Source organism: Succiniclasticum sp. (genome assembly GCF_056977735.1).
In genome coordinates this window covers 170,490-190,369 of sequence record NZ_DBMCWA010000002.1, presented here as the reverse complement: position 1 = coordinate 190,369, position 19,880 = coordinate 170,490, and the positions used below count along the sequence as shown (strand labels likewise).

17 protein-coding genes, 1 tRNA gene, 1 other RNA gene, 1 pseudogene and 1 riboswitch are annotated in these 19,880 nt (G+C 51.2%); of the genes and pseudogenes, 18 read left to right on the top strand and 2 right to left on the bottom strand.

The annotated features are described in order from the left end of the window. Positions 1–9 precede the first annotated feature (9 nt). The 12 genes and pseudogenes from ACZOWY_RS02020 (at position 10) to rpoD (ending at position 11,975) form a co-directional block, all read left to right on the top strand. Positions 10–909, top strand: coding sequence for a YicC/YloC family endoribonuclease (locus tag ACZOWY_RS02020; RefSeq protein WP_484392495.1), 900 nt, complete (start codon positions 10–12; stop codon positions 907–909). Positions 910–927: 18 nt separating this feature from the next. Further along, entirely contained in the window at positions 928–1,188 is a 261-nt protein-coding gene (gene remA, locus ACZOWY_RS02015) for an extracellular matrix/biofilm regulator RemA (protein WP_484392494.1), read from the top strand. Further along, positions 1,185–1,823 (top strand): guanylate kinase, encoded by a 639-nt coding sequence (gene gmk, locus ACZOWY_RS02010; protein ID WP_484392493.1) that lies wholly within the window; start codon positions 1,185–1,187, stop codon positions 1,821–1,823. Before remA ends, gmk begins: the two co-directional genes overlap by 4 nt. A gap of 29 nt (positions 1,824–1,852) precedes the next feature. After that, positions 1,853–2,050 (top strand): DNA-directed RNA polymerase subunit omega, encoded by a 198-nt coding sequence (rpoZ, locus tag ACZOWY_RS02005; RefSeq protein WP_484392549.1) that lies wholly within the window; start codon positions 1,853–1,855, stop codon positions 2,048–2,050. Between the two features lie 12 nt (positions 2,051–2,062). Next, on the top strand, positions 2,063–3,268 hold the full coding sequence (gene coaBC / locus ACZOWY_RS02000) for a bifunctional phosphopantothenoylcysteine decarboxylase/phosphopantothenate--cysteine ligase CoaBC (RefSeq protein ID WP_484392492.1): 1,206 nt from the start codon (positions 2,063–2,065) through the stop codon (positions 3,266–3,268). A gap of 71 nt (positions 3,269–3,339) precedes the next feature. Beyond that, a riboswitch (SAM riboswitch) is annotated at positions 3,340–3,440 on the top strand. 135 nt (positions 3,441–3,575) lie between these two features. Continuing rightward, positions 3,576–4,754, top strand: a complete 1,179-nt coding sequence (gene metK / locus ACZOWY_RS01995; RefSeq protein WP_484392491.1) for a methionine adenosyltransferase — start codon at positions 3,576–3,578, stop codon at positions 4,752–4,754. A 235-nt stretch (positions 4,755–4,989) separates the two neighbouring features. Then, entirely contained in the window at positions 4,990–5,643 is a 654-nt protein-coding gene (gene ccpN / locus ACZOWY_RS01990; protein ID WP_484392490.1) for a transcriptional regulator CcpN, read from the top strand. Beyond that, complete coding sequence (locus ACZOWY_RS01985) at positions 5,609–6,460, top strand: pyruvate, water dikinase regulatory protein (RefSeq protein WP_484392489.1); 852 nt, start codon at positions 5,609–5,611, stop codon at positions 6,458–6,460. Before ccpN ends, ACZOWY_RS01985 begins: the two co-directional genes overlap by 35 nt. A 20-nt stretch (positions 6,461–6,480) precedes the next feature. Beyond that, entirely contained in the window at positions 6,481–7,470 is a 990-nt protein-coding gene (locus ACZOWY_RS01980) for an HD domain-containing protein (protein WP_484392488.1), read from the top strand. Between the two features lie 172 nt (positions 7,471–7,642). Further along, positions 7,643–9,463, top strand: a complete 1,821-nt coding sequence (dnaG, locus tag ACZOWY_RS01975) for a DNA primase (protein ID WP_484392487.1) — start codon at positions 7,643–7,645, stop codon at positions 9,461–9,463. Further along, a pseudogene (locus ACZOWY_RS01970) lies at positions 9,453–10,709 on the top strand (sigma-70 factor domain-containing protein); the annotation flags it as partial. The gene dnaG and the pseudogene ACZOWY_RS01970, both read left to right, overlap by 11 nt. Positions 10,710–10,742: 33 nt before the next feature. Beyond that, on the top strand, positions 10,743–11,975 hold the full coding sequence (rpoD, locus tag ACZOWY_RS01965) for an RNA polymerase sigma factor RpoD (protein ID WP_484392548.1): 1,233 nt from the start codon (positions 10,743–10,745) through the stop codon (positions 11,973–11,975). A gap of 86 nt (positions 11,976–12,061) precedes the next feature. Here rpoD and ACZOWY_RS01960 read toward each other — a convergent pair. After that, positions 12,062–12,138, bottom strand: a tRNA-Ile gene (locus ACZOWY_RS01960). 278 nt (positions 12,139–12,416) lie between these two features. Here ACZOWY_RS01960 and ACZOWY_RS01955 point away from each other — a divergent pair. The 5 genes from ACZOWY_RS01955 (at position 12,417) to rnpB (ending at position 15,921) form a co-directional block, all read left to right on the top strand. Beyond that, positions 12,417–12,731: an HU family DNA-binding protein gene (locus ACZOWY_RS01955; RefSeq protein ID WP_484392486.1), complete on the top strand. Its 315-nt coding sequence runs from the start codon at positions 12,417–12,419 to the stop codon at positions 12,729–12,731. Positions 12,732–12,926: 195 nt separating this feature from the next. Further along, positions 12,927–13,631 (top strand): tRNA (adenine(22)-N(1))-methyltransferase, encoded by a 705-nt coding sequence (locus tag ACZOWY_RS01950; RefSeq protein WP_484392485.1) that lies wholly within the window; start codon positions 12,927–12,929, stop codon positions 13,629–13,631. 21 nt (positions 13,632–13,652) lie between these two features. Continuing rightward, a complete protein-coding gene (locus ACZOWY_RS01945) occupies positions 13,653–14,444 on the top strand; it encodes a Nif3-like dinuclear metal center hexameric protein (protein ID WP_484392484.1) in 792 nt (263 codons plus the stop codon). Positions 14,445–14,565: 121 nt separating this feature from the next. Then, positions 14,566–15,486: a 3'-5' exoribonuclease YhaM family protein gene (locus ACZOWY_RS01940; protein ID WP_484392483.1), complete on the top strand. Its 921-nt coding sequence runs from the start codon at positions 14,566–14,568 to the stop codon at positions 15,484–15,486. A gap of 71 nt (positions 15,487–15,557) precedes the next feature. After that, an RNA gene (rnpB, locus tag ACZOWY_RS01935) (RNase P RNA component class A) lies at positions 15,558–15,921 on the top strand. Positions 15,922–16,065: 144 nt separating this feature from the next. Here rnpB and ACZOWY_RS01930 read toward each other — a convergent pair. Then, positions 16,066–16,356: an Arc family DNA-binding protein gene (locus tag ACZOWY_RS01930; protein ID WP_484392482.1), complete on the bottom strand. Its 291-nt coding sequence runs from the start codon at positions 16,354–16,356 to the stop codon at positions 16,066–16,068. Positions 16,357–16,744: 388 nt separating this feature from the next. On the opposite strand from ACZOWY_RS01930, the gene ACZOWY_RS01925 reads away from it, so the two are divergent. Then, the gene (locus ACZOWY_RS01925; protein WP_484392481.1) at positions 16,745–19,582 is read left to right on the top strand and encodes an insulinase family protein; all 2,838 of its coding nucleotides are present in this window, start codon (positions 16,745–16,747) and stop codon (positions 19,580–19,582) included. The last annotated feature ends 298 nt before the right edge of the window (positions 19,583–19,880 follow it).

Here is a 19,880-nt window from a genome sequence, read left to right as displayed (position 1 = left end):
GCCAATAGAATGCTCAAAAGCATGACCGGTTTTGGCCGGGGATGTTATGAAGAAGAAAACTTTTCTGTTACGGTGGAGATCAAATCTGTCAACCACCGTTACAATGAAACGGCAATCCGTTTACCCCATTTTCTGAACCCGCTGGAAGACAGGATCCGCAAAACGATTCTGTCTTCTGTATCCAGAGGCCGTATTGATGTTTTCGTAACAGCCAGATATACGGATCAGGGCGCAGTGAATGTTACCGTGGATAAATCGCTGGCCGCTGCGTACCATGCAGCGCTGCAGGAAGTGGGGCAGGCGATCGGCATCGCTTCTCCTTCCATCAGCGAGCAGGCAGAGATCCTGTATCTGGCCCGTTGCCCGGAAGTGATTACAGCCAAAGAAGGGCTGTTTGACTGCGACGCTTACTGGCCCAAAATCAAACAGGCTGTGGATCAGGCGGTGGAAGCGCTGGTAGCCATGCGGGAGGCAGAAGGCAATCATATTGCAGCAGACTTCCGCAAACGGCTGGAGTTAATTGAAAATAACGTATTGGAAATCGAAAAGCGTTCTCCGCAGGTAGTGGCGGAATATCAGGCAAAACTGAGCGAAAGGCTGGATGCATTGCTGGCTGACAAAAAGATCACAGCCGATCCGGACCGTGTGCTGCAGGAGGTTGCCATTTTTGCGGACCGGACAGCCATCACAGAGGAAATCGTACGGCTGAAAAGCCATATCCGGCAGTTCCGTGTGATTCTGGAAAGCGGACAGCCGGTGGGGCGCAAGCTTGACTTCCTTGTGCAGGAATTCAACAGGGAAGCCAATACGATTGCGTCCAAAGCCAATGACTTTGAACTGGCAAAAACCGTGGTGGATGTGAAAGCCGAGATTGAAAAAGTCCGGGAACAGGTCCAGAATATTGAATGATAATGAACAGGAGCAGTTATGGGTATTAAGATGATCAATATCGGTTTTGGCAATATCGTTTCTGCCAATCGCATCGTCGCGGTGATCAGCCCGGAATCGGCGCCGGTCAAACGCATTATTTCCGAGGCGAGGGACAGGGGGCTGCTGATCGATGCGACATACGGAAGAAAGACCCGGGCCGTTATCATAGCAGACAGCAGCCATGTAATATTGTCTGCGATACAGCCGGAAACAGTTGCGAATCGTTTTGATTCCGAAACGGAGGAAACAGAGCCATGACGGAGAAGAAGCCAAGAGTGCCCCAGGGACTGCTGCTGGTGGTGTCCGGTCCCAGCGGTGCAGGGAAGGGGACCATCTGCGGTATATTAAGGGAAAAACTGCCGGAACTTGCCTACTCGGTTTCCGTTACGACGCGTGCGCCCCGGGAAGGGGAAGTGGATGGCAGGGACTATTTCTTTAAAACCGTTGAAGAAGTCAAGAACATGATCTTCCGGGGCGAATTGCTTGAGTATGCCCAGGTATACGGGAATTATTACGGGACGCCGAAACCTTACGTGATGAATTTACTGAACGAAGGCAGGGACGTTTTGCTGGAGATAGATATCCAGGGCGCGCTCCAGATCAAAAAAGTGTTCCCGGACGGGGTGTTTGTGTTTGTTACGCCCCCGTCGCTGGAGGAGCTGCGGGCGCGGATCTATAAGCGGGGCAAAGACGAACCGGCTGTTATAGAGAAACGGCTGAAAGAAGCAGGCAGCGAACTGAAATATGCCAGCAAGTATGATTATATTATCGTAAACGATGTGGCGGAAAAAGCGGCTGCCCGTGTACTGACCCTGCTGGAAGCAGAACGGTACCGTGCCGGCCGGACATATTTTATTGTGGACGAGATCATCAATCCGGGTAAAGCGGAGTAATTATTTACAGGAGGCAGATAACAATGAGCATGGTAGATCCTTCTATCGATAAGTTGGCGGAAATGGTAGACAGTAAATACACCCTGGCGATTCTGGCAGCCAAACGGGCACGTGAGCTGACAAAGCCGGGGAAGTCCCAGGGAGAAAAAGAAGTCGGGGAAAAGGAAGTCAGCATCGCGCTGAAAGAAGTCGGTGAGAGAAAAATAACCTACACCCGCAAAAAATAACGGAGAAATAATATGCTTAAAGGAAAAAAGATTGTACTTGGGGTAACCGGCGGTATCGCTATCTATAAAGCGGTCGATCTTGTCAGCAAACTGCGTAAACAGGGGGCAGAGGTCCGTGTCGTGATGACAGAGCATGCGGCAAAATTTGTTTCCCCTCTTCTTTTTGCCGAAATCAGCGGACATAAATGCGCTGTTTCCATGTGGGACGGCCGGGATGAATTTAATGTAGAGCATATTGCGCTGGCCAACTGGGGAGATTTGCTGCTGGTAGCGCCGGCGACGGCAAACATTCTTGCCAAAATGGCCTGCGGGCTGGCGGATGACCTGCTGAGTACGGTGATCCTTGCAGCCCCGTGTCCGAAAATCGTATGTCCCGCTATGAACACAGGTATGTATGAAAACGTGGCGACACAGGAAAACCTGAAGACCCTGGCAGGCCGCGGTATAGCGGTCATGGAACCGGGCAGCGGGGAACTGGCCTGCGGCACAACTGGCGCGGGAAGGCTCCCGGAAGTGCCGGAGATCATTGCCTATCTGGAACGTTTTCTTGCACAGCGTGAAGGAGATATGCGCGGCCTTAAGGTGATGGTCACCGCAGCAGGTACGCGGGAGCCCATTGACCCGGTGCGCTTTGTGGGAAACCGGAGCAGCGGGAAGATGGGATATTCCATTGCCAGGCAGGCGTTGCTGCGGGGCGCGGACGTGACCCTGATCACCGGGCCTTCCGCCTTGACGCCGCCGCCCTATGCAAAGGTGGTGCGCGTGGAAACCACGAAGCAGATGCTGGATGCCTGTCTCGCCGTGTATCCGGATACGGATATCGTTATCAAAGCGGCGGCGGTTGCCGATTTCAAACCCCGCTCGGTAGCGGACCAGAAAATCAAGAAGATCCATCCGGAAGACGGGATGACCATTGTGATGGACCAGAATCCGGATATTTTAAAGACCCTTGGCGGTATGAAGAAACAGCAGTTCCTGGTAGGCTTTGCGGCAGAAACACAAAACCTGCTGGAAAATGCGGCCAATAAAGTAAAAAAGAAGAATCTGGATATGATCGTCGCCAATGATGTATCCCTGAAAGGCGCCGGCTTTAATACGGACACCAACATTGTCAAGTTTTTATATCCGGATGGAACGGTGGAAGCGCTGCAGATCCTTTCCAAGGATGAAGTGGCGTCCATCCTGTTAGACCGGGTTATGGAAAAACGGAACCGCTGACGGTGTGAAATTCGTGTGAACCGGTTGCATTACAGGATTTTTCTGTTATAATAATACCGATAATTGAATAAAGCTCATCACGAGCGGCGGAGGGAACTGGCCCAGTGAAGCCGCAGCAACCATTGCTTTGTCAAACGGTGCTAAATCCTTACGAGAAATCGCAAGATGAGAACTGTTCTGCAGATTCAGATGCTCTCACGTGTGCGAGGGCATCTTTTTTTGTTAACAGAAAAAATGATGAAAAGAATGTTGATTTATACCCGGGCAGGCCAGTAGTCCGGGGTACAGCCTGAAAGGAGAAGCGAACATGCGCAAATTATTTACCTCTGAATCTGTTACGGAAGGACATCCGGATAAGATTGCCGATCAGATCTCTGACGCGATCCTGGATGCGATTTTAGAAAAAGACCCGGAAGGGCGGGTTGCCTGTGAAACGGTAGTAGCTACCGGCCAGATCCATATTGTAGGGGAAATTTCCACTACCTGTTTTGTAGACATTCCCAAAATTGCCAGGGATACCGTGCTGGGCATCGGGTATGACCGGGCGAAATACGGTTTTGACGGATCCACCTGCGGCGTCCTGATTTCCATTGACGAACAGTCCGGTGATATTGCCATGGGTGTGAACAAATCACTGGAAGCCAAAGAAGGCTCCGCTGCGGAAGATGAAACCGGCGCCGGCGACCAGGGCATGATGTTCGGGTACGCCTGCGATGAAACACCGGAACTGATGCCGCTTCCGATCTCACTGGCCCATAAGCTGGCCCGCCGTCTGACCGAAGTCCGCAAAAATAAAACCCTGACCTATCTCCGTCCTGACGGGAAAACCCAGGTTACGGTAGAGTATGAAGATGAAAAACCGGTACGGGTGGATACCATTGTAATTTCCACACAGCACGATCCCGATGCGACCCAGGAGCAGATCCGCAAGGACATGATCGAGAAAGTTATCAAAGAAGTTGTGCCTGCGGAACTGCTGGACGAGAACACCAAATATTTCATTAATCCGACCGGCCGTTTTGTAATCGGCGGGCCCCAGGGCGACAGCGGCCTGACCGGACGCAAGATCATCGTGGATACGTATGGCGGCATGGCCCGCCACGGAGGCGGCGCCTTCAGCGGTAAGGATCCTTCCAAGGTAGACCGTTCTGCAGCCTATGCGGCCCGTTATGTAGCCAAAAATATTGTGGCAGCAGGACTGGCAAAACGCTGTGAGATCCAGCTGGCATATGCGATCGGCGTGGCCCAGCCTGTCTCCATTTTAGTCGATACATTTGGTACCGGTGTGATCGCGGACGACAGGATCGCGGAGCTGGTACGGAAAAACTTCTCCCTGAGCCCCACCGGCATCATCCGCAGCATGGATCTGCGCCGTCCGATTTATAAACAGACGGCGGCATACGGGCACATGGGCCGTACGGATATTGACGTTCCCTGGGAACATACGGACAAGGCCGCCGCATTACGGGAACAGGCGGGAATCTAAAGACAGACTGTTTTTGGTTTTGACGTATCTATTAGACGTATCCTCTATATAGGATGAAATGAATCTTAATAGTTTACAAAATTAGGAAAAAGAAATATAATCAGTGTATAATAATTGTCTGATGTATTACAGCTATATTGTTTCAGGTGTAGCCTGAAACGCAAAAAATATACAGTATTCCACGTTTTCAGAAGTACAGTGACCGGGTAGCGTTTACGCTTGAAAGGACAAAGAAATGGGCTTAACGTCAAGACAGAAACAGATTGCAGAAATCGTCCGGGTTGAAGGACCTATCACCGGACAGCGTATTGCGGATAAGTTAAGTGTAACGCGGGCGGCGCTGCGTTCCGATCTGGCGATCCTGATCATGAGCGGTATGATTGACGCCCGTCCGAAAGTGGGGTATTACTTTACCGGCAAAAGTACGCTGGGCTTACTGACGGAAGAGGTCACTAATATTGTGGTTTCCGATATCCAGTCCCAGCCGGTCGTGATCCAGAACACGAAAAGCGCATATGAAGCCGTTATCAGTATGTTTGTGGCAGATGTAGGCTCCGTATACGTAGTGGATGAGAATAACCTGCTGGTGGGGGTGGTCTCCCGTAAGGACCTGCTGAAGCTGGCGACCAATAATAACGGCGACATGAAGACGATACCTGTGGTCATGGCCATGACACCGCTGTCGAAAATGGTGATGGTGTTCGGGGATACAACAGTCGCTGCCGCCGCACGCAAAGTCATTGACAATCAGATCGACAGTCTTCCCGTTGTCAGATGTGTGGATGAAAAGAAAAAAGACTATGAAGTGGTAGGCCGTATTACCAAAACAAACTTTACAAAACTGTTTGTAGACATTGCAGAAGGAAGGGAAGTGGGTCATCATAGATAGCACGAATCCGATTATCTATGCGTTATCAGATTCTATCGGCGGAACGGCAGAGTCTGTGATCAAAGCAACAACCAGCCAGTTTACGGAAACGAAGTTTGATATAGTCCGGGTTCCATACATCAATAACAAGGACCAGATCGACGAAGCACTGGAAGAAGCGGCGCGGCACCGGGCCGTGGTGTGCTATACCATTGTGAACCCCCGCCTGCGGGAACACCTGGCCGACCGGGCTGTGGAACTGCAGATCCAGGTGGTTGACGTTCTGGGGCCCATGCTGCGCGCCATCCAGAAGAATTCCGGTCTGCTTCCCAAGAACCAGGCCGGACTGATCCATGCGCTGGACCATGAATATTTCAAACGTGTGGAGGCAGTTGAATTTGCCGTTAAGTATGACGATGGCAAGAATCCGCTGGGACTTCTGAAAGCGGATATTGTGATCATCGGCGTATCCCGCACTTCTAAAACGCCCCTGTCCATGTACCTGGCCCATAAGCAGCTGAAGGTGGCCAACGTTCCGCTGGTGCCGGAGATCGTTCCGCCGGCGGAACTGTTCAAGGTTCCGCACCATAAGATCATCGGGCTTCTCATTGACCCGTACAAGCTGACAGATATCCGCATGACCCGCCTGAAGACCATGGGGCTTTCCGAAGATGCCGAGTACGCGGATGTGGACCGCATCAACGAAGAACTGGATTATGCCAAAGGGATCATGCGGCGGGTGCACTGCATGATCATCAATGTATCCAACCGTGCCATTGAAGAAACCGCCGGCATCATTCTGGACTATTATTATAAAAACAATGCGGCCCGCCGGTAAGGAGCAAAGAAATACCGATTATGAATGTTCGTGAATATACAGAAGGGCTGGAGCAGAAGAACCTGATGCCCTGGGCCTGCAAGAGCGCAGCGTCCCACCGTCTCACTGAAGAACCGCAGGATGATCTGCGTACCGCGTTCCAGCGGGACCGGGACCGTATCATCCACAGTAAGGCGTTCCGGGCCCTGAAGCATAAGACTCAGGTCTACCTGTCGCCGGGGGATCATTACCGTACCCGCCTGACCCACAGCATGGAAGTTTCGCAGCTTTCCCGCACCATCGGCAGGGCGCTGCGCCTGAATGAAGACATGATTGAAGCCGCGGCGCTGGGGCATGATCTGGGACATACACCCTTCGGCCATGCAGGGGAGCGGGCCATCAATAAGTATACGGGCCACTTTGCCCATAACGAGCAGAGCATCCGGGTCGTAACCTATTACGGTCGGCAGGGGCGCGGCCTGAACCTGACCACGGAAGTACAGGACGCCATCTTATGCCATACCGGTGAAAAACTGCCGGATACGCCGGAAGGAGCCATTGTCAGGCGGTGTGACCGTATCTGCTATTTGTGTTCCGATCTGGATGACGGGATCCGGGTTGGCCTTGTGGGGCCGGACAAGCTGCCGGGCATGGTGGCTATGCGTCTGGGTACGGAACCCACCCAGATCCTGGATATCCTGGTGCATAATATCGTGGAATGCTCCGCGGGAAAAGATAAGATCATGCTGGACCCGTACTATGACGAAGCGGTGGAGGAATTCCGTGACTTCATGTTTGCGTACGTGTATGAATGCCCGGCGCTGGAAAAGGAACACCAGAAAGCAGAACATGTGATCCTGAGCCTGCTGGATCTGTACGATACGCAGCCTAATCTGCTGCCGGAGGCGGTAAAGCTGAATTTTGAACGGTTCGGGAAAATGACTGCGATTGTGGATTATGTGGCAGGCCTGACAGATCTCAGTGCCGTCAGGATGTTCAACCAGCATTTTGTGCCAAAGATAAGCGAGTAAGGGAACATATACAGTTTCCGGCGCGACATGATTGCTTCAATGTAACTTGACAACGGACGTGAAAAAGTAAGCGGCTGAACAGGTTCAGTCGCTTCCGTTTTTTTACAAACTAAAGTGTCAAGTATTTTTTTTACAAAAAAGAGGATTTTTTTCGGAAACAGAGAATAAGTTAATGAAGTTCGATGATAAGGAGCCGGAGATGGAACAGCAGTATGAAGATTTTAAAAGACAGGTAAAAGACAGCTCCGATATCGTCGATGTGATTGGCGGTTATATATCACTGCAAAAGAAGGGGCGATATTACTGGGCATGCTGCCCGTTCCACGGGGAGAAGACTCCTTCTTTCTGCGTAGATAAGGAGCGTCAGTTCTTCTACTGTTACGGCTGCCATACCGGCGGGGATGTGTTTACCTTTGTACAGAAGATGGAAAACAGCACCTTCCCGGAAGCCGTAAAGACACTGGCCGGACGGGCCAATATCCCGGTTCCGGAATCGCACCGGACGGCGGCGGATGTGCAAAGGGAAGAACAACGCAGGGAGATGTACCGGGTCAATGACCTGGCCTGCCGTTATTTTTCCGCCTGCCTGCATAAGACCCGGCCCGGCGCCGTGGCGCTGGACTACTTTCATAACCGGGGTATTACCGATGCCATCATTGAGCGTTTTTCCCTTGGGTTTGCCCTGCCGTCTTTTCATGCGCTGGAGTTCAATTTAAGCAAAAAGGGATGTGCCAGGGAGCAGCTTGCAGCGGCCGGGCTGATCAAGGTGAAGAACGGTACATACAGGGACGTGTTCATTAACCGGGTGATGATACCGATCAAGGATCCGCGGGGTAAAGTGATTGCGTTTGGCGGCCGCGTGATGGACGACGGCCTGCCCAAGTATCTGAATACCGGGGAAACCGACGTGTTCCAGAAACGGGAAACGCTGTTCGGCCTGGATGTGGCGATCAAACCAATCCGGGAAGCGAAAGAAGCTATTATAGTAGAAGGATATATGGACGCCATCAGCCTTCACGCTGCGGGAATCAACCGGGCGGTGGCTTCTTTGGGGACCGCCTTCAGCGAGCAGCACGCGAAACTGCTCCACCGTATAACGGAAAACGTAGTGTTCGCCTACGACAGCGACGACGCGGGCCGGCGCAATGCCGTCCGGGCTGTCAGCATTGCCAAAAAAGCAGGTCTCTCCGTCAGGGTGCTGAATGTACCGGAGGGAAAGGACCCGGATGCCTTTGTCCGGAAGTTTGGCAGGGACGCTTTTGAAAACCTTGTTGCAAACGCGTGGGACGGTACGGAATTCCAGATCCGTTATACGATTTCTAAAAATAATGTTGCAGAGCTGGCAGGAAAAGTACAATGTGTGTCGAATATAATCCCGTACCTGCAGGAATGCAGGACCGAGATCGAGGCCGCCGGATATATCCGGTTCCTGGCACAACAGCTGGTCATCGACGAAGGCCTGATCATGGGGGAATACCGAAAAAGAGCAAACCGCTTTTCCCGTAACGGTGAGGCCCCCCGGATTCCTGAGCAGCCTGTCCGGAAACTGTCCGGCGCATTAGAACAGGCAGAAAGTAAATTGTTATTGTTATTCTTCCGGTATCCGGGCATGATAGATTCCTATAGGGAAGTTCTACAGGAGATTGGTTTTGCATCACCTGTCCGTCAGAGCATTTATGAAAAAATTTGCGAGTTGGGAAATGTAGATTTTTCCACTGTCAAAGAAAGCTTGTTTGCAGCAGGGGATGCGGAGATCAATGCGGAAACCGCAAGGATTTTATCCGGGGAAGATTTTGCACCGGATGAAGAAAGCCGGACGCGGATTGCGGATGACTGTGTCCGTTTGATGCAGCAGAGTTTTCTGCAGCGTGCCTATGAGGACCACCGGCGGCTTGCAGAAACCTATGCAGGCATGAACGATCCGAGGTACGTGGAAGAGTTGAAAATATGTAATGAATTAAGAGGGAAGATTACTAATCTGTATGGCAGCTGACAAAAAGAAATCAAACAAAAAACTGAATATGGAACTGGCAGAAGAAACGGTGGCCGCGGAACCGAAAACCGCTGTAAAGAAGGATGGCAAAAAGAAAAAGGCAGCTGTTGAGAACGCTGCAGCGGATGTAAAATCCAAAAAGAAGCCGGAAAAAGCAGCGAAGAAAGAAACCGCAGTACCGGAGAAGAAAAGACAGGACAGTAAGAAGACGGCTGTAAAAGAAGAGGGTAAAAAGACCAAGGAAAAGGCGGACGCAAAGCCAAAAGTGAAGGCTGCAGAACCTGAACCGAAGGAAAAACCTGAAAAAAAATCTGCAGAGCCTAAGCCGAAGGCAAAGGCGAAAAAGAAAGCCGAAGAGCCTGAGCAGGAAGTAAAACAGGAAGAAAAGGCTGCAGAACCCAAGCCGAAGGCAAAGGCGAAAAAGAAAGCCGAAGAGCCGGAGCCGGAAGTAAAACCGGAAGTGAAGGCCGCAGAACCCAAGCCGAAGGCAAAGGCGAAAAAGAAAGCTGAAGAGCCTGAGCCGGAAGTGAAACCGGAAGAGAAGCCTGCAGAACCCAAGCCGAAGGCAAAGGCGAAAAAGAAAGCCGAAGAGCCGGAGCCGGAAGTGAAACCGGAAGAGAAGGCTGCAGAACCTAAGCCGGAAAAGAAGAAAGCCGCAAAGAAGTCTTCTGCAAAAGAAACGGTTAACGCCGATACAGGGATTCGTGCGCCCGAAACGAGTGCTTCGGAAGATAAAAGCACGTCCAAAAAGAGCACGCCAAAAAATAAGACAAAAAAAGAAGCGGCAAAGAGCGATAAACCGAAAGAAGAGACGCCGGAAACGTCGCAGCTGGTATTAGAAGCCGGAGAAGAACTGCTGGCCATGATGCCGGCGGGTTTCCCTGTGGAAAAACTGCTGGAGCTGGAAAACAGGGGCAAAGCCAACGGGAACTTCCTGCAGGACAGTGAAGTGAATGATATATTGCCTGCTTCGGTCAATACCCCGGAAGCCATCGACTTTATGATGGAGTATTTGCAGAATAAAGGCATCACCATTCTGTATCCGCAGGATGAAGAAGAGGACGATCTGCTGCCTCCGGCGGAAGACGAAGACGTAGAAAAGGAATCCGAAGAAATTACCGAAGCCGAGATTGCTTCTTCCATGACCGTACCGGACGGCATCAGCATCGACGACCCGGTGCGCATGTACCTGAAAGAGATCGGGCGTGTTCCCCTGCTGCAGAGCGAAGACGAAGTGGAACTTGCCAAGCGTATGGACAAGAGCAAACAGATCGAACGGATGGAAGCGGCCCGGAAAAATACGGAGGAGCCGTTAAGATTCAAGACCAAAAAGGAATTTGAAGAGTCCTTTGAAAAGCTGAACGGTCTGCTGGCTGCTGAACAGGCGATTACCGACATGCGTTCGATCCCTGTTGCGTTCCGGAAGTTTGAGGATAAACGCGACAACGGGGAAAAATATACTGTCGCCGATTTTGCAGCGGATACTGTCCAGTTCACAAAAAATGAACGGCTCCGCCTGATGGGTCTGTTGGAAGAAGAAAAACTGAAGTGCACAGACTGGGATAAAGAATGCCCCGAACGGGAAGAGGACAACGGACCCGAACCGCATAACCTGGCAGAAATCAGCCAGCTGATCGAAGCGTCTTCCGCGTGGCTGAAAGTACGCCTGGAAACGATCAGTCCCAAAAGCAAAGTGTACCGTTCAGATAAAAAGAATGCGCAGCGTCTGGAAGAAATCAAAACCGTTTTCGCTGAATTGCTGAAAGAGGTCAAACGCCAGGGAGATGAAGCGAAGAAGTGCCTGTCAGAAGCAAACCTCCGTCTGGTGGTGAGTATTGCCAAACGCTATGTTGGCCGCGGCATGCTGTTCCTGGATCTGATCCAGGAAGGAAACCTGGGCCTGATTAAAGCGGTTGAAAAATTTGATTATAATAAAGGTTTTAAATTCAGTACCTACGCAACCTGGTGGATCCGTCAGGCGATCACCCGCGCGATTGCGGACCAGGCACGGACGATCCGCATTCCGGTGCATATGGTTGAGACCATTAACAAACTGATCCGTGTATCCCGGCAGCTGCTGCAGGAACTGGGACGGGAACCGACTCCGCGGGAGATCGCGGAACTGATGGAGACCACGGAAGACCGGGTACGGGAAATCATGAAGATTGCCCAGGAACCGGTTTCCCTGGAGACACCCATCGGCGAAGAAGAAGATTCCCATCTGGGCGACTTCATCGAAGACCATGACGCCCCGGCCCCGGCTGACGCCGCGTCCTTTGCCCTGTTGCGTGAAAAGCTGAACGAAGTGTTAAGCACGTTAAGCAGCCGCGAACGGGAAGTGCTGGAACTGCGGTTCGGCCTGAAGGACGGCCGGCAGCGGACACTGGAAGAGGTAGGCCAGCATTTTGGCGTAACACGCGAACGCATCCGCCAGATCGAAGCCAAAGCCCTGCGCAGACTGCGCAGCAGCAGCAAGCGTTGTACCCAGCTGCGTGATTTTGTGGCAGACTGATTCCGGCCGTTGCCGTAACAGAATAAACAGCATAAAAAAACAACCCGCTTCCGAAGTGATTCGGAAGCGGGTTTTGTTATCCGGATTGGTGGGCCCGGAGGGATTCGAACCCCCGACCAAGCGGTTATGAGCCGCCGGCTCTGACCAGCTGAGCTACGGGCCCCTGTTTTTCAACAATATTTATTTTACCCGAACTTAAGGGCAGTGTCAAGAAATTATGATAATAATCCTGATTTTAGCTTTTTTTCTTATCCGAAAAGCTTCCTTTTCCGGTGAATCCGTCCTGATAACAGGTCTTTTCTAAAAAAATCTTGAAAAAATGTTAAAAAATGGGATTTTTTTTGTCTAAAGGCTTGCAAACACTGATAAACACTGTTATTATTAACATAGATGCAAAGAAATCCGGCATCTGAAAAATATTTTTGCAAAGGAGTTTTTACGATGAACAAAAAAGAACTTATCGTAGCAGCTGCTGCAGCATCCGGATTATCTCAGAAAGATGTTGAAAAAGCATTAAAGGCTATTACAGAATCTGTTGTAGCAGAAGTTGCCAAAAAAGGCAAAGTACAGTTAATCGGTTTTGGTACGTTTGAAGCCCGCGACCGTGCTGCCCGTACCGGCAAAAACCCGCGTACCGGCGCTGCAATCAAGATTGCTGCCGCTACGGTTCCTGCTTTCAAAGCTGGCAAAGCGTTCAAAGATGCTGTTAATGTTAAACCGGCTAAAAAAGCAAAAGCTAAAAAAGCGAAAAAATAAGTTCTGTGCCCTTAACGGTCTGCCATACAGGCAGACCGTTTTAATTTTGCCTTTTTTACCGTACCCTTCACTGCTTACAACAGGAAAGAGCGTACCTGAAAATTCTTTGTGAAGCCTTTGCATAAGCCTTGCCTCACAAAACGAATGCAGGTATAATTATTTATATGACTGAGTGCAGGGTAGATGGAGATAGAAATGTTACAGATCAGTGAACGCCTGAAAACCGTTGCGTCCATGGTGCCCCCCTGCCATACGGCAGCAGATATCGGTACGGACCACGGCTATGTGCCGGCGTATCTGCTATTGACAGAACAGTGTAAATACGTGATTGCTTCGGACATTGCTGAGGGCCCCTGTGAGGCCGCAAGGGAAACCAGAGATAAATACGGACTGCAGCAGGTCATGGATGTCCGCACTGCGCCGGGGTTGCAGGGACTGAATGCCAACGAAGCGGAGGCCATTGTCATTGCCGGGATGGGCGGGGCAACCATTGCTGCGATTCTGGATGAAAGCCCGGATATCTGCAAAACGGTAAATGCTTTTATCCTGCAGCCCATGAACGCGGCAGGGCTGTTGCGCCAGTGGTTGTGTGACCACGGTTATCGGATTGCGGAGGAGCGCCTCTGCAAGGAGAACGGTCATATTTATGTTATCATAAAAGCGCTGCATGCTGTTGAGAAGCAGACGCTTTCGTTGCCGGAACGGGAACTGGGGCCCTGCCTGATAAATGAAAAGCCGGCGCTTTGGCAGGAATATTACATGGAAAAAGTATCCCGTTACCGTTTTCTCTTACAACAGATGAGACGCAGCCCGGCAGCCATGGAAAGTGAAAAATATAAAACACTGGAAAAACTTCTCGGAATGATGGAAAACCCGGAGCCGGATGCCGGGGACCCGTGACTGGAATTTGAAAGGGAAACCATGTTTATTGCGATTAAGGATATTGTCAGGATACTGAATGAAATGGCCCCTCCGCGGCTGGCGGAAGACTGGGATAACGTGGGGCTGCAGGTAGGGCATAACGATAAAGAAGTAAAGATTATTTTATGCGCGCTGGACTTTTCCGCCGAAGTGCTGGAACAGGCGGTGCAGCTTCACGCGGATATTATCGTAACACACCATCCGGCTATCTTCCACGGTGTGAAACAGCTCACTGACCGGGACTGGCGTACGGCACTGCTGCTGGAAGCCGCCCGGCATGACATTGCAGTGTACAGCGCCCATACCAATCTGGACAGCGCGGCCGGCGGGGTGAACGATGTGCTGGCAAACCTGCTGGAGCTGGAAAACGTGGAAGGGCTTGCTGATGCAGAAACACTGGAAGGCATCGGCCGGATCGGTGTATTAAGTGAAGAAATGGAGTTGGAGGCGTTTGCCGAAACCGTGAAGCGTGTACTGAAACTGCAGCATGTTACCGTGATCCCGGCAGGGCGTCCGGTACAGAAAGTCGCCGTCTGTGGCGGCAGCGGCATGGATTTTCTGGATTATGCGGTCCGGGCCGGGGCGGATACGTACGTGACAGGCGATGTAAAATATCACGACGCGCAGGATGCCCGGGGAAAAGGCATCAACGTGATTGACGCGACCCACCAGGCAACGGAACTTCCTGTGGTGAACGAACTGGCCGATCGGCTGGCTCTGCGCCTGAGCCGGGACGGGTATACCGCGAAGGTGCTGGTAGCGAAAGAAACAAAGCTGCTGCAGATATTTTAATCAGTATCGTTTAATCTGATTGAACCGTTCGCGGTAAGGGAATACAAAGATACATCTGCAAGAACCGGCTTTAACGTCCTGCGTAAGCCGTTAACTTTATAAAGGTAAAGAGGCGATACCAATGATTGAGAATATAAAGGCAGGGGAACGGATCACCCAGGCGGTGCTGCTACGCCTGCAAAAGGTAGGTAATTCTTCCAACGGCGGCGTGTTCGCCCGAGGCACGGTTGAAGATAACAGCGGCAAGATCCAGTTCATCGCGTTTGAACGGGATATCGTGAACCGGCTGCGCGATTTGGACGCGCCCAAAGCGTTCATGATCTCCGGCCCGGTGGATATTGTGAAATATTCTTCCACGCTGGCCCTGCAGGTGGTGATCCAGAAACTGGACAACATCATGCCGGAGGACGACATATCCAACCTGGTGCCCACGGGCGGGTTTGACATGGAAGTGTACAAAAATAAACTGGATACGCTGGTCAACGGAGTGAAGACTCCCAGCCTTCGCACATTGCTGAAAAAGATCTTCAGCGGTAAGTTTTATGAGGAATTCTGCAAAAACCCGGCGGGGATGAAGATGCACCATGCGTATCTGGGCGGCCTGTTGCAGCATTCTGTGGACGTGACCGAACTGGCCATTGCCATGGCGGACGTAATCGGAGGCGCCGACAGAGACCTGATCGCGGCGGGGGCCTTGCTCCATGACATCGGCAAGGTGAAGGAGATTTCGTCCGGCCTGGGCTTTCCCTATACCACGGAAGGCCGGTTGCTGGGACACATCACCATGTCGGTGCTGATGGTACGGGAAGCGGCTCTGGAATTAAAGATTCCCTCCACGGCACTGCAGCAGCTGGAGCATGTGATCCTGTCCCACCACGGGGATCAGGAAAAAGGATCGCCCATGGCCTGCGCTACCAAAGAAGCGTTCATCGTTCATTATGCGGATGAAGTGAACTCCATCATGAACCAGTTTGATGTGAAAGACAGCAAGTCGGCCTGGGAATATAACAACATGATGAAACGTTACCTGATGCTGAAATAAAATAATGGCGAAACTTTGAAATCATTCAAACAGCCTTGACAAGCAAAATACCTTGTGCTACGATACTCACGTGAGTGTGAAAGGCAATCGCGGCGTCTATTTCGCAAGAAATTAAGACGGTGAGGAAAGTCCGAGCTCCATAGGGCGGAATGCCGGATAACGTCCGGCGAGGGAAACCTTAGGGATAGTGCCACAGAAAAGTGTACCGCCAGATTTATCTGGTAAGGGTGGAACGGTGCGGTAAGAGCGCACCAGCAAGTAAGTAATTACTTGGCTTGGTAAACCCCATTCGGAGTAAGACCAAATAGGGAAGGGATGAAGCGGCCCGCTGAACCTTCCGGGTTGTGTCGCTGTATCTTGCGAGTAATCGCAGGAATAGATAAATGATTGCCACCGCTTGTCGGAACAGAACTCGGCTTATTGAACACTCACCTCGCAAACAAAAGGGAAACTGCGCAGCCGCGGTTTCCCTTAATTTTTGTCTGTGGGGGTCTGATAATAATCCTGCGGACTGAAAGCCAAATAAAAAAGGCACACAACGTGTGCCTTTTTTCATACCAAAATCTGGGTCAGTCCCTGCTATTTTATCTTGAACAACGCCGAACTGATGGGACGGTTCCGCATCTTGGCCTGCTCTTCCAGACGGCGGAGCTCCTCCCGGTTGGTGCGGGTGCCGCGGAAACCGGGCTGGTCCACTTCATCGATATGGATGCGGCCCCGTTTGTTTTCAAAGTCGTCGATGACCCACTTCAGGATCTGTTCAATTTCTTTATTCACAGAGCGCCCGTTTGTTTCTGCAATATATTTCATCTTTTCCATGATCAGCGGGTGGATGCGCAGCGTAAAACGATATTGTTCCATAGCGGACATAACAGATACCTCCTGATAAATCTGACATCAGTTCAATGTCAACTTTTACTGTTATTATAAACGAGAAACAGCGTTAAATCAATAGAAAGAACAGAAAAACTGCCTTCTTTGTGAACTCTTTGAAAAAATGTGTGCGGGAATGGTTTTCCTTTTGTTTTTGCGGTACAAAGTGTGGTACAATGGTACTCGAATTTTATTTAGTTATTGTTATAGAAGGAACTGATCAGTCAGAAACAATTGTCCATGACAGGTAATGATTAAGCAGTGTTTCCTTAAAAATGAATTGTAAAGTTAGGAGCAAAGAACAGTGGAAACAGGAAAACAATACAGCGGATTCCGCGTTTGTAAAAAAGAATTTATAAAAGAAGTAAACTCTACGGCGTACCTCATGGAGCATGTAGTGAGCGGCGCCCGTCTTTTCTATCTGGCGAATGACGACGATAACAAGGTATTTACCATCGGCTTCCGCACGCCGCCTTCCGATGACAGCGGCGTGGCCCACATCCTGGAGCATTCCGTCCTGTGCGGTTCCCGGAAGTATCATCTGAAGGAGCCGTTTGTGGAACTGGTGAAAGGTTCACTCAATACGTTCCTGAACGCCATGACATACCCGGACAAGACCGTGTACCCGGTGGCCAGCCGCAACGACAAAGATTTCCATAACCTGATGGACGTTTATCTGGACGCAGTATTCTATCCGCTGATCTATGAAAACAGATTTACCCTGAAGCAGGAAGGCTGGCATTACGAACTGGAAAATGCCGGCGACCCGCTACAGTACAACGGCGTTGTCTACAATGAGATGAAAGGCGTGTATTCCGCTCCGGATTCTTATCTTGAATACTACGGGAAGAAGATCCTGTTCCCGGATACCACCTACCGGTTTGAATCCGGCGGGCTGCCGTCCGCCATCCCGGAACTGACCCAGGAAGGCTTTATCAACTTCCACAAGACGTATTACAGTCCGGAAAATTCCTATATTTATTTGTACGGCGATATGAATATCGAGGAAACGCTGGCCCATCTGGACAGCTACCTCAAAGATTTCCCCAAAACAGGAAACGTACATTCCGAAATCCCGCTGCAGCAGCCTTTGGCCAAAACGGCAGAGTTTGAGGGGACCTATCCGGTGCCGGAAGGGTCTCCCACAGAAGCCATGACGTTCCATGAAGTGCAGATCGTGGCGGGGGACATGCGGGACCAGAAGACCATCATGGCCCTGCGCCTGCTGGAAAACGTGCTGCTGGAATCGGAAGGGGCGCCGTTGCGTCGTGCGTTGCTGGACGCAGGCGTGGCCAAGGATATTTCCGGCAGTATGAGCGGCAGCATGTTACAGAATATTTTCTCCGTCCGTGCCAGTGGCAGCGAACCGGGGCAGAAAGATGCTTTTGTAAAAGCGCTGTACCATAACCTGCAGAAGATTTCCATGGAAGGCATTGACAAGGAACTGCTGGAAGCCGCCCTGAACAGTGCGGAATTCAAACTGCGGGAAGCGGATTTCGGAACCTATCCGAAAGGACTGATCTACGGACTGAGCGTGCTGGATTCCTGGATCTACGATCTGGATCCGGTAAAAAGCCTGCAGTATGAACAGCAGCTGAAGGAACTGCGGGACGCGGTCCATACCAACTATTATGAAACCCTGATTGAAACAAACCTGCTGGACAATACCCACCGGGTGATCCTGACCCTGACCCCGGAAGAGGGTAAAGAGGAAAAAGAACAGGCCGTACTGGCGGAGAAGCTGGCCGCGGTACAGGCGTCCATGACTCGCGGCGAGCTGGAACGGTATGCGGCGGAATGCACAGAATTACATCAGCGGCAGGCAACCCCGGATCCGGAAGAAGCCCTGGCGTCCATTCCGTTGCTGGAACGGAAGGATATCCGCCGGGAAACCGAAAAGCTAAAAGTGGAAACGGAAACAGCGGACGGGGGAACCCTGCTGTACCAGGCCCTGCCGACCAACAAGGTGACCTACCTGAGCTGGTACTTCGATATGACCGGCATTGACCCGGAACTGTTGCCGTACTGCAATCTGCTGAGCGATGTGCTGGGCAAACTGAACACGGAGGAATATTCCTATGCAGAGCTGGCAAAATATACGGACATGTATACCGGCGGCATCTCCTTCCAGATGGAAGCGTTAAGCCGGAACAGCGACTGCAACGATTATACGGTAAAATTTTCACTGGCTGCCAAATGCCTGACGGCCAAGCTGCCGGAACTGTTCAAAATTTTAAAAGCCATGACGCTGCACACGCAGTTTGCAGATAAAAACCGGTTAAAAGAATTGATCGGCCAGATTAAAACGGACTGGGATAACACGTTCTTTGCCAAAGGCCAGTCGGTGGCAATCGCCCGCCTGGCGTCCTATTTTTCCGCCAAATCCAGGGTAACGGAACAGGACTACTACAGCTATTACCGGTTCATCAAACAACTGGCAGAGAATTTTGACAGGGAAGCGGATACGGTGATCGCCAACCTGCAGAAACTGCTGCCCGTATTCTTTAACAAAACCAGCTACCTGTTGAGCTACAGCTGTGACGCGGCTGACAGGGACGGGGTGCGGCAGATGGCGCTGGAATTTGCCAAAGCGCTGCCTGCTTGCGGCGACGTTTCCGGACAAGAAGCAAAGCCTCTTCCGCTGCCGGAGAAAAACGAAGCCATCATCACACCGGGCAAGGTGCAGTATGTGCTGGCCGGCGGTGATTATCACAAACACGGGTATCAATATAATGGAAGCATGCTGGTGCTGGCCACCATGTTGCGGTATGAATACCTGTGGACAAAGATCCGGGTACAGGGCGGGGCCTACGGGGCTAATGCCGTGTTCGACCGGAACGGCGTCATGTATTTTTCAACTTACCGGGATCCGCAACTGAAGAACAGCCTGGAAGCCTTCCGCGCCTTGCCGGACTGGCTGGAAAAACTGGACCTGACTGACCGGGAGATGACCAAATATGTCATCGGTACCATGAGCGGGGTGGACGTGCCCCTGACCAACTCCCTGAAAGTGTCCCGCGCAGCCCTGCAGGAACTGCTGGCCGTTTCCGATACCGACCGGCAGAAGACGCGGAATGAAATTCTTGACGTTACCCTGGCGGATATCAAAGCGCTGGCGAAGATGATCCGTGACGTGCTGGCAGACAATTATCTCTGCGTCGTCGGCGGGCAGAATGCGATTGAAGAAAATAAAGAGGAGTTCAGCAAGGTGATGAAGCAGTAAAGCCGGAACCGTGTTCTGAAGCTAAACCTTACAGCTATACACTATAATACAAACAAAAAACAAGAGCGATTGCAGCCCTTTCCGGGGCAGGCAGTCGCTCTTCCTGTTTCTGTTGTACATGGTGAAACCACTTTTAAAACTCATATTCTGTAAGAAATAATATGAATTAATCCTCCGCACCATATATAGTATGCTGAAAATTACAAGCACTGTGCCTCGAAGATTTTTCTGTAGCAAAGACCAATATATTGTGGTATAGGTGAAAATTTCGAATTGTGGGTGAATCTTGACATTTTTG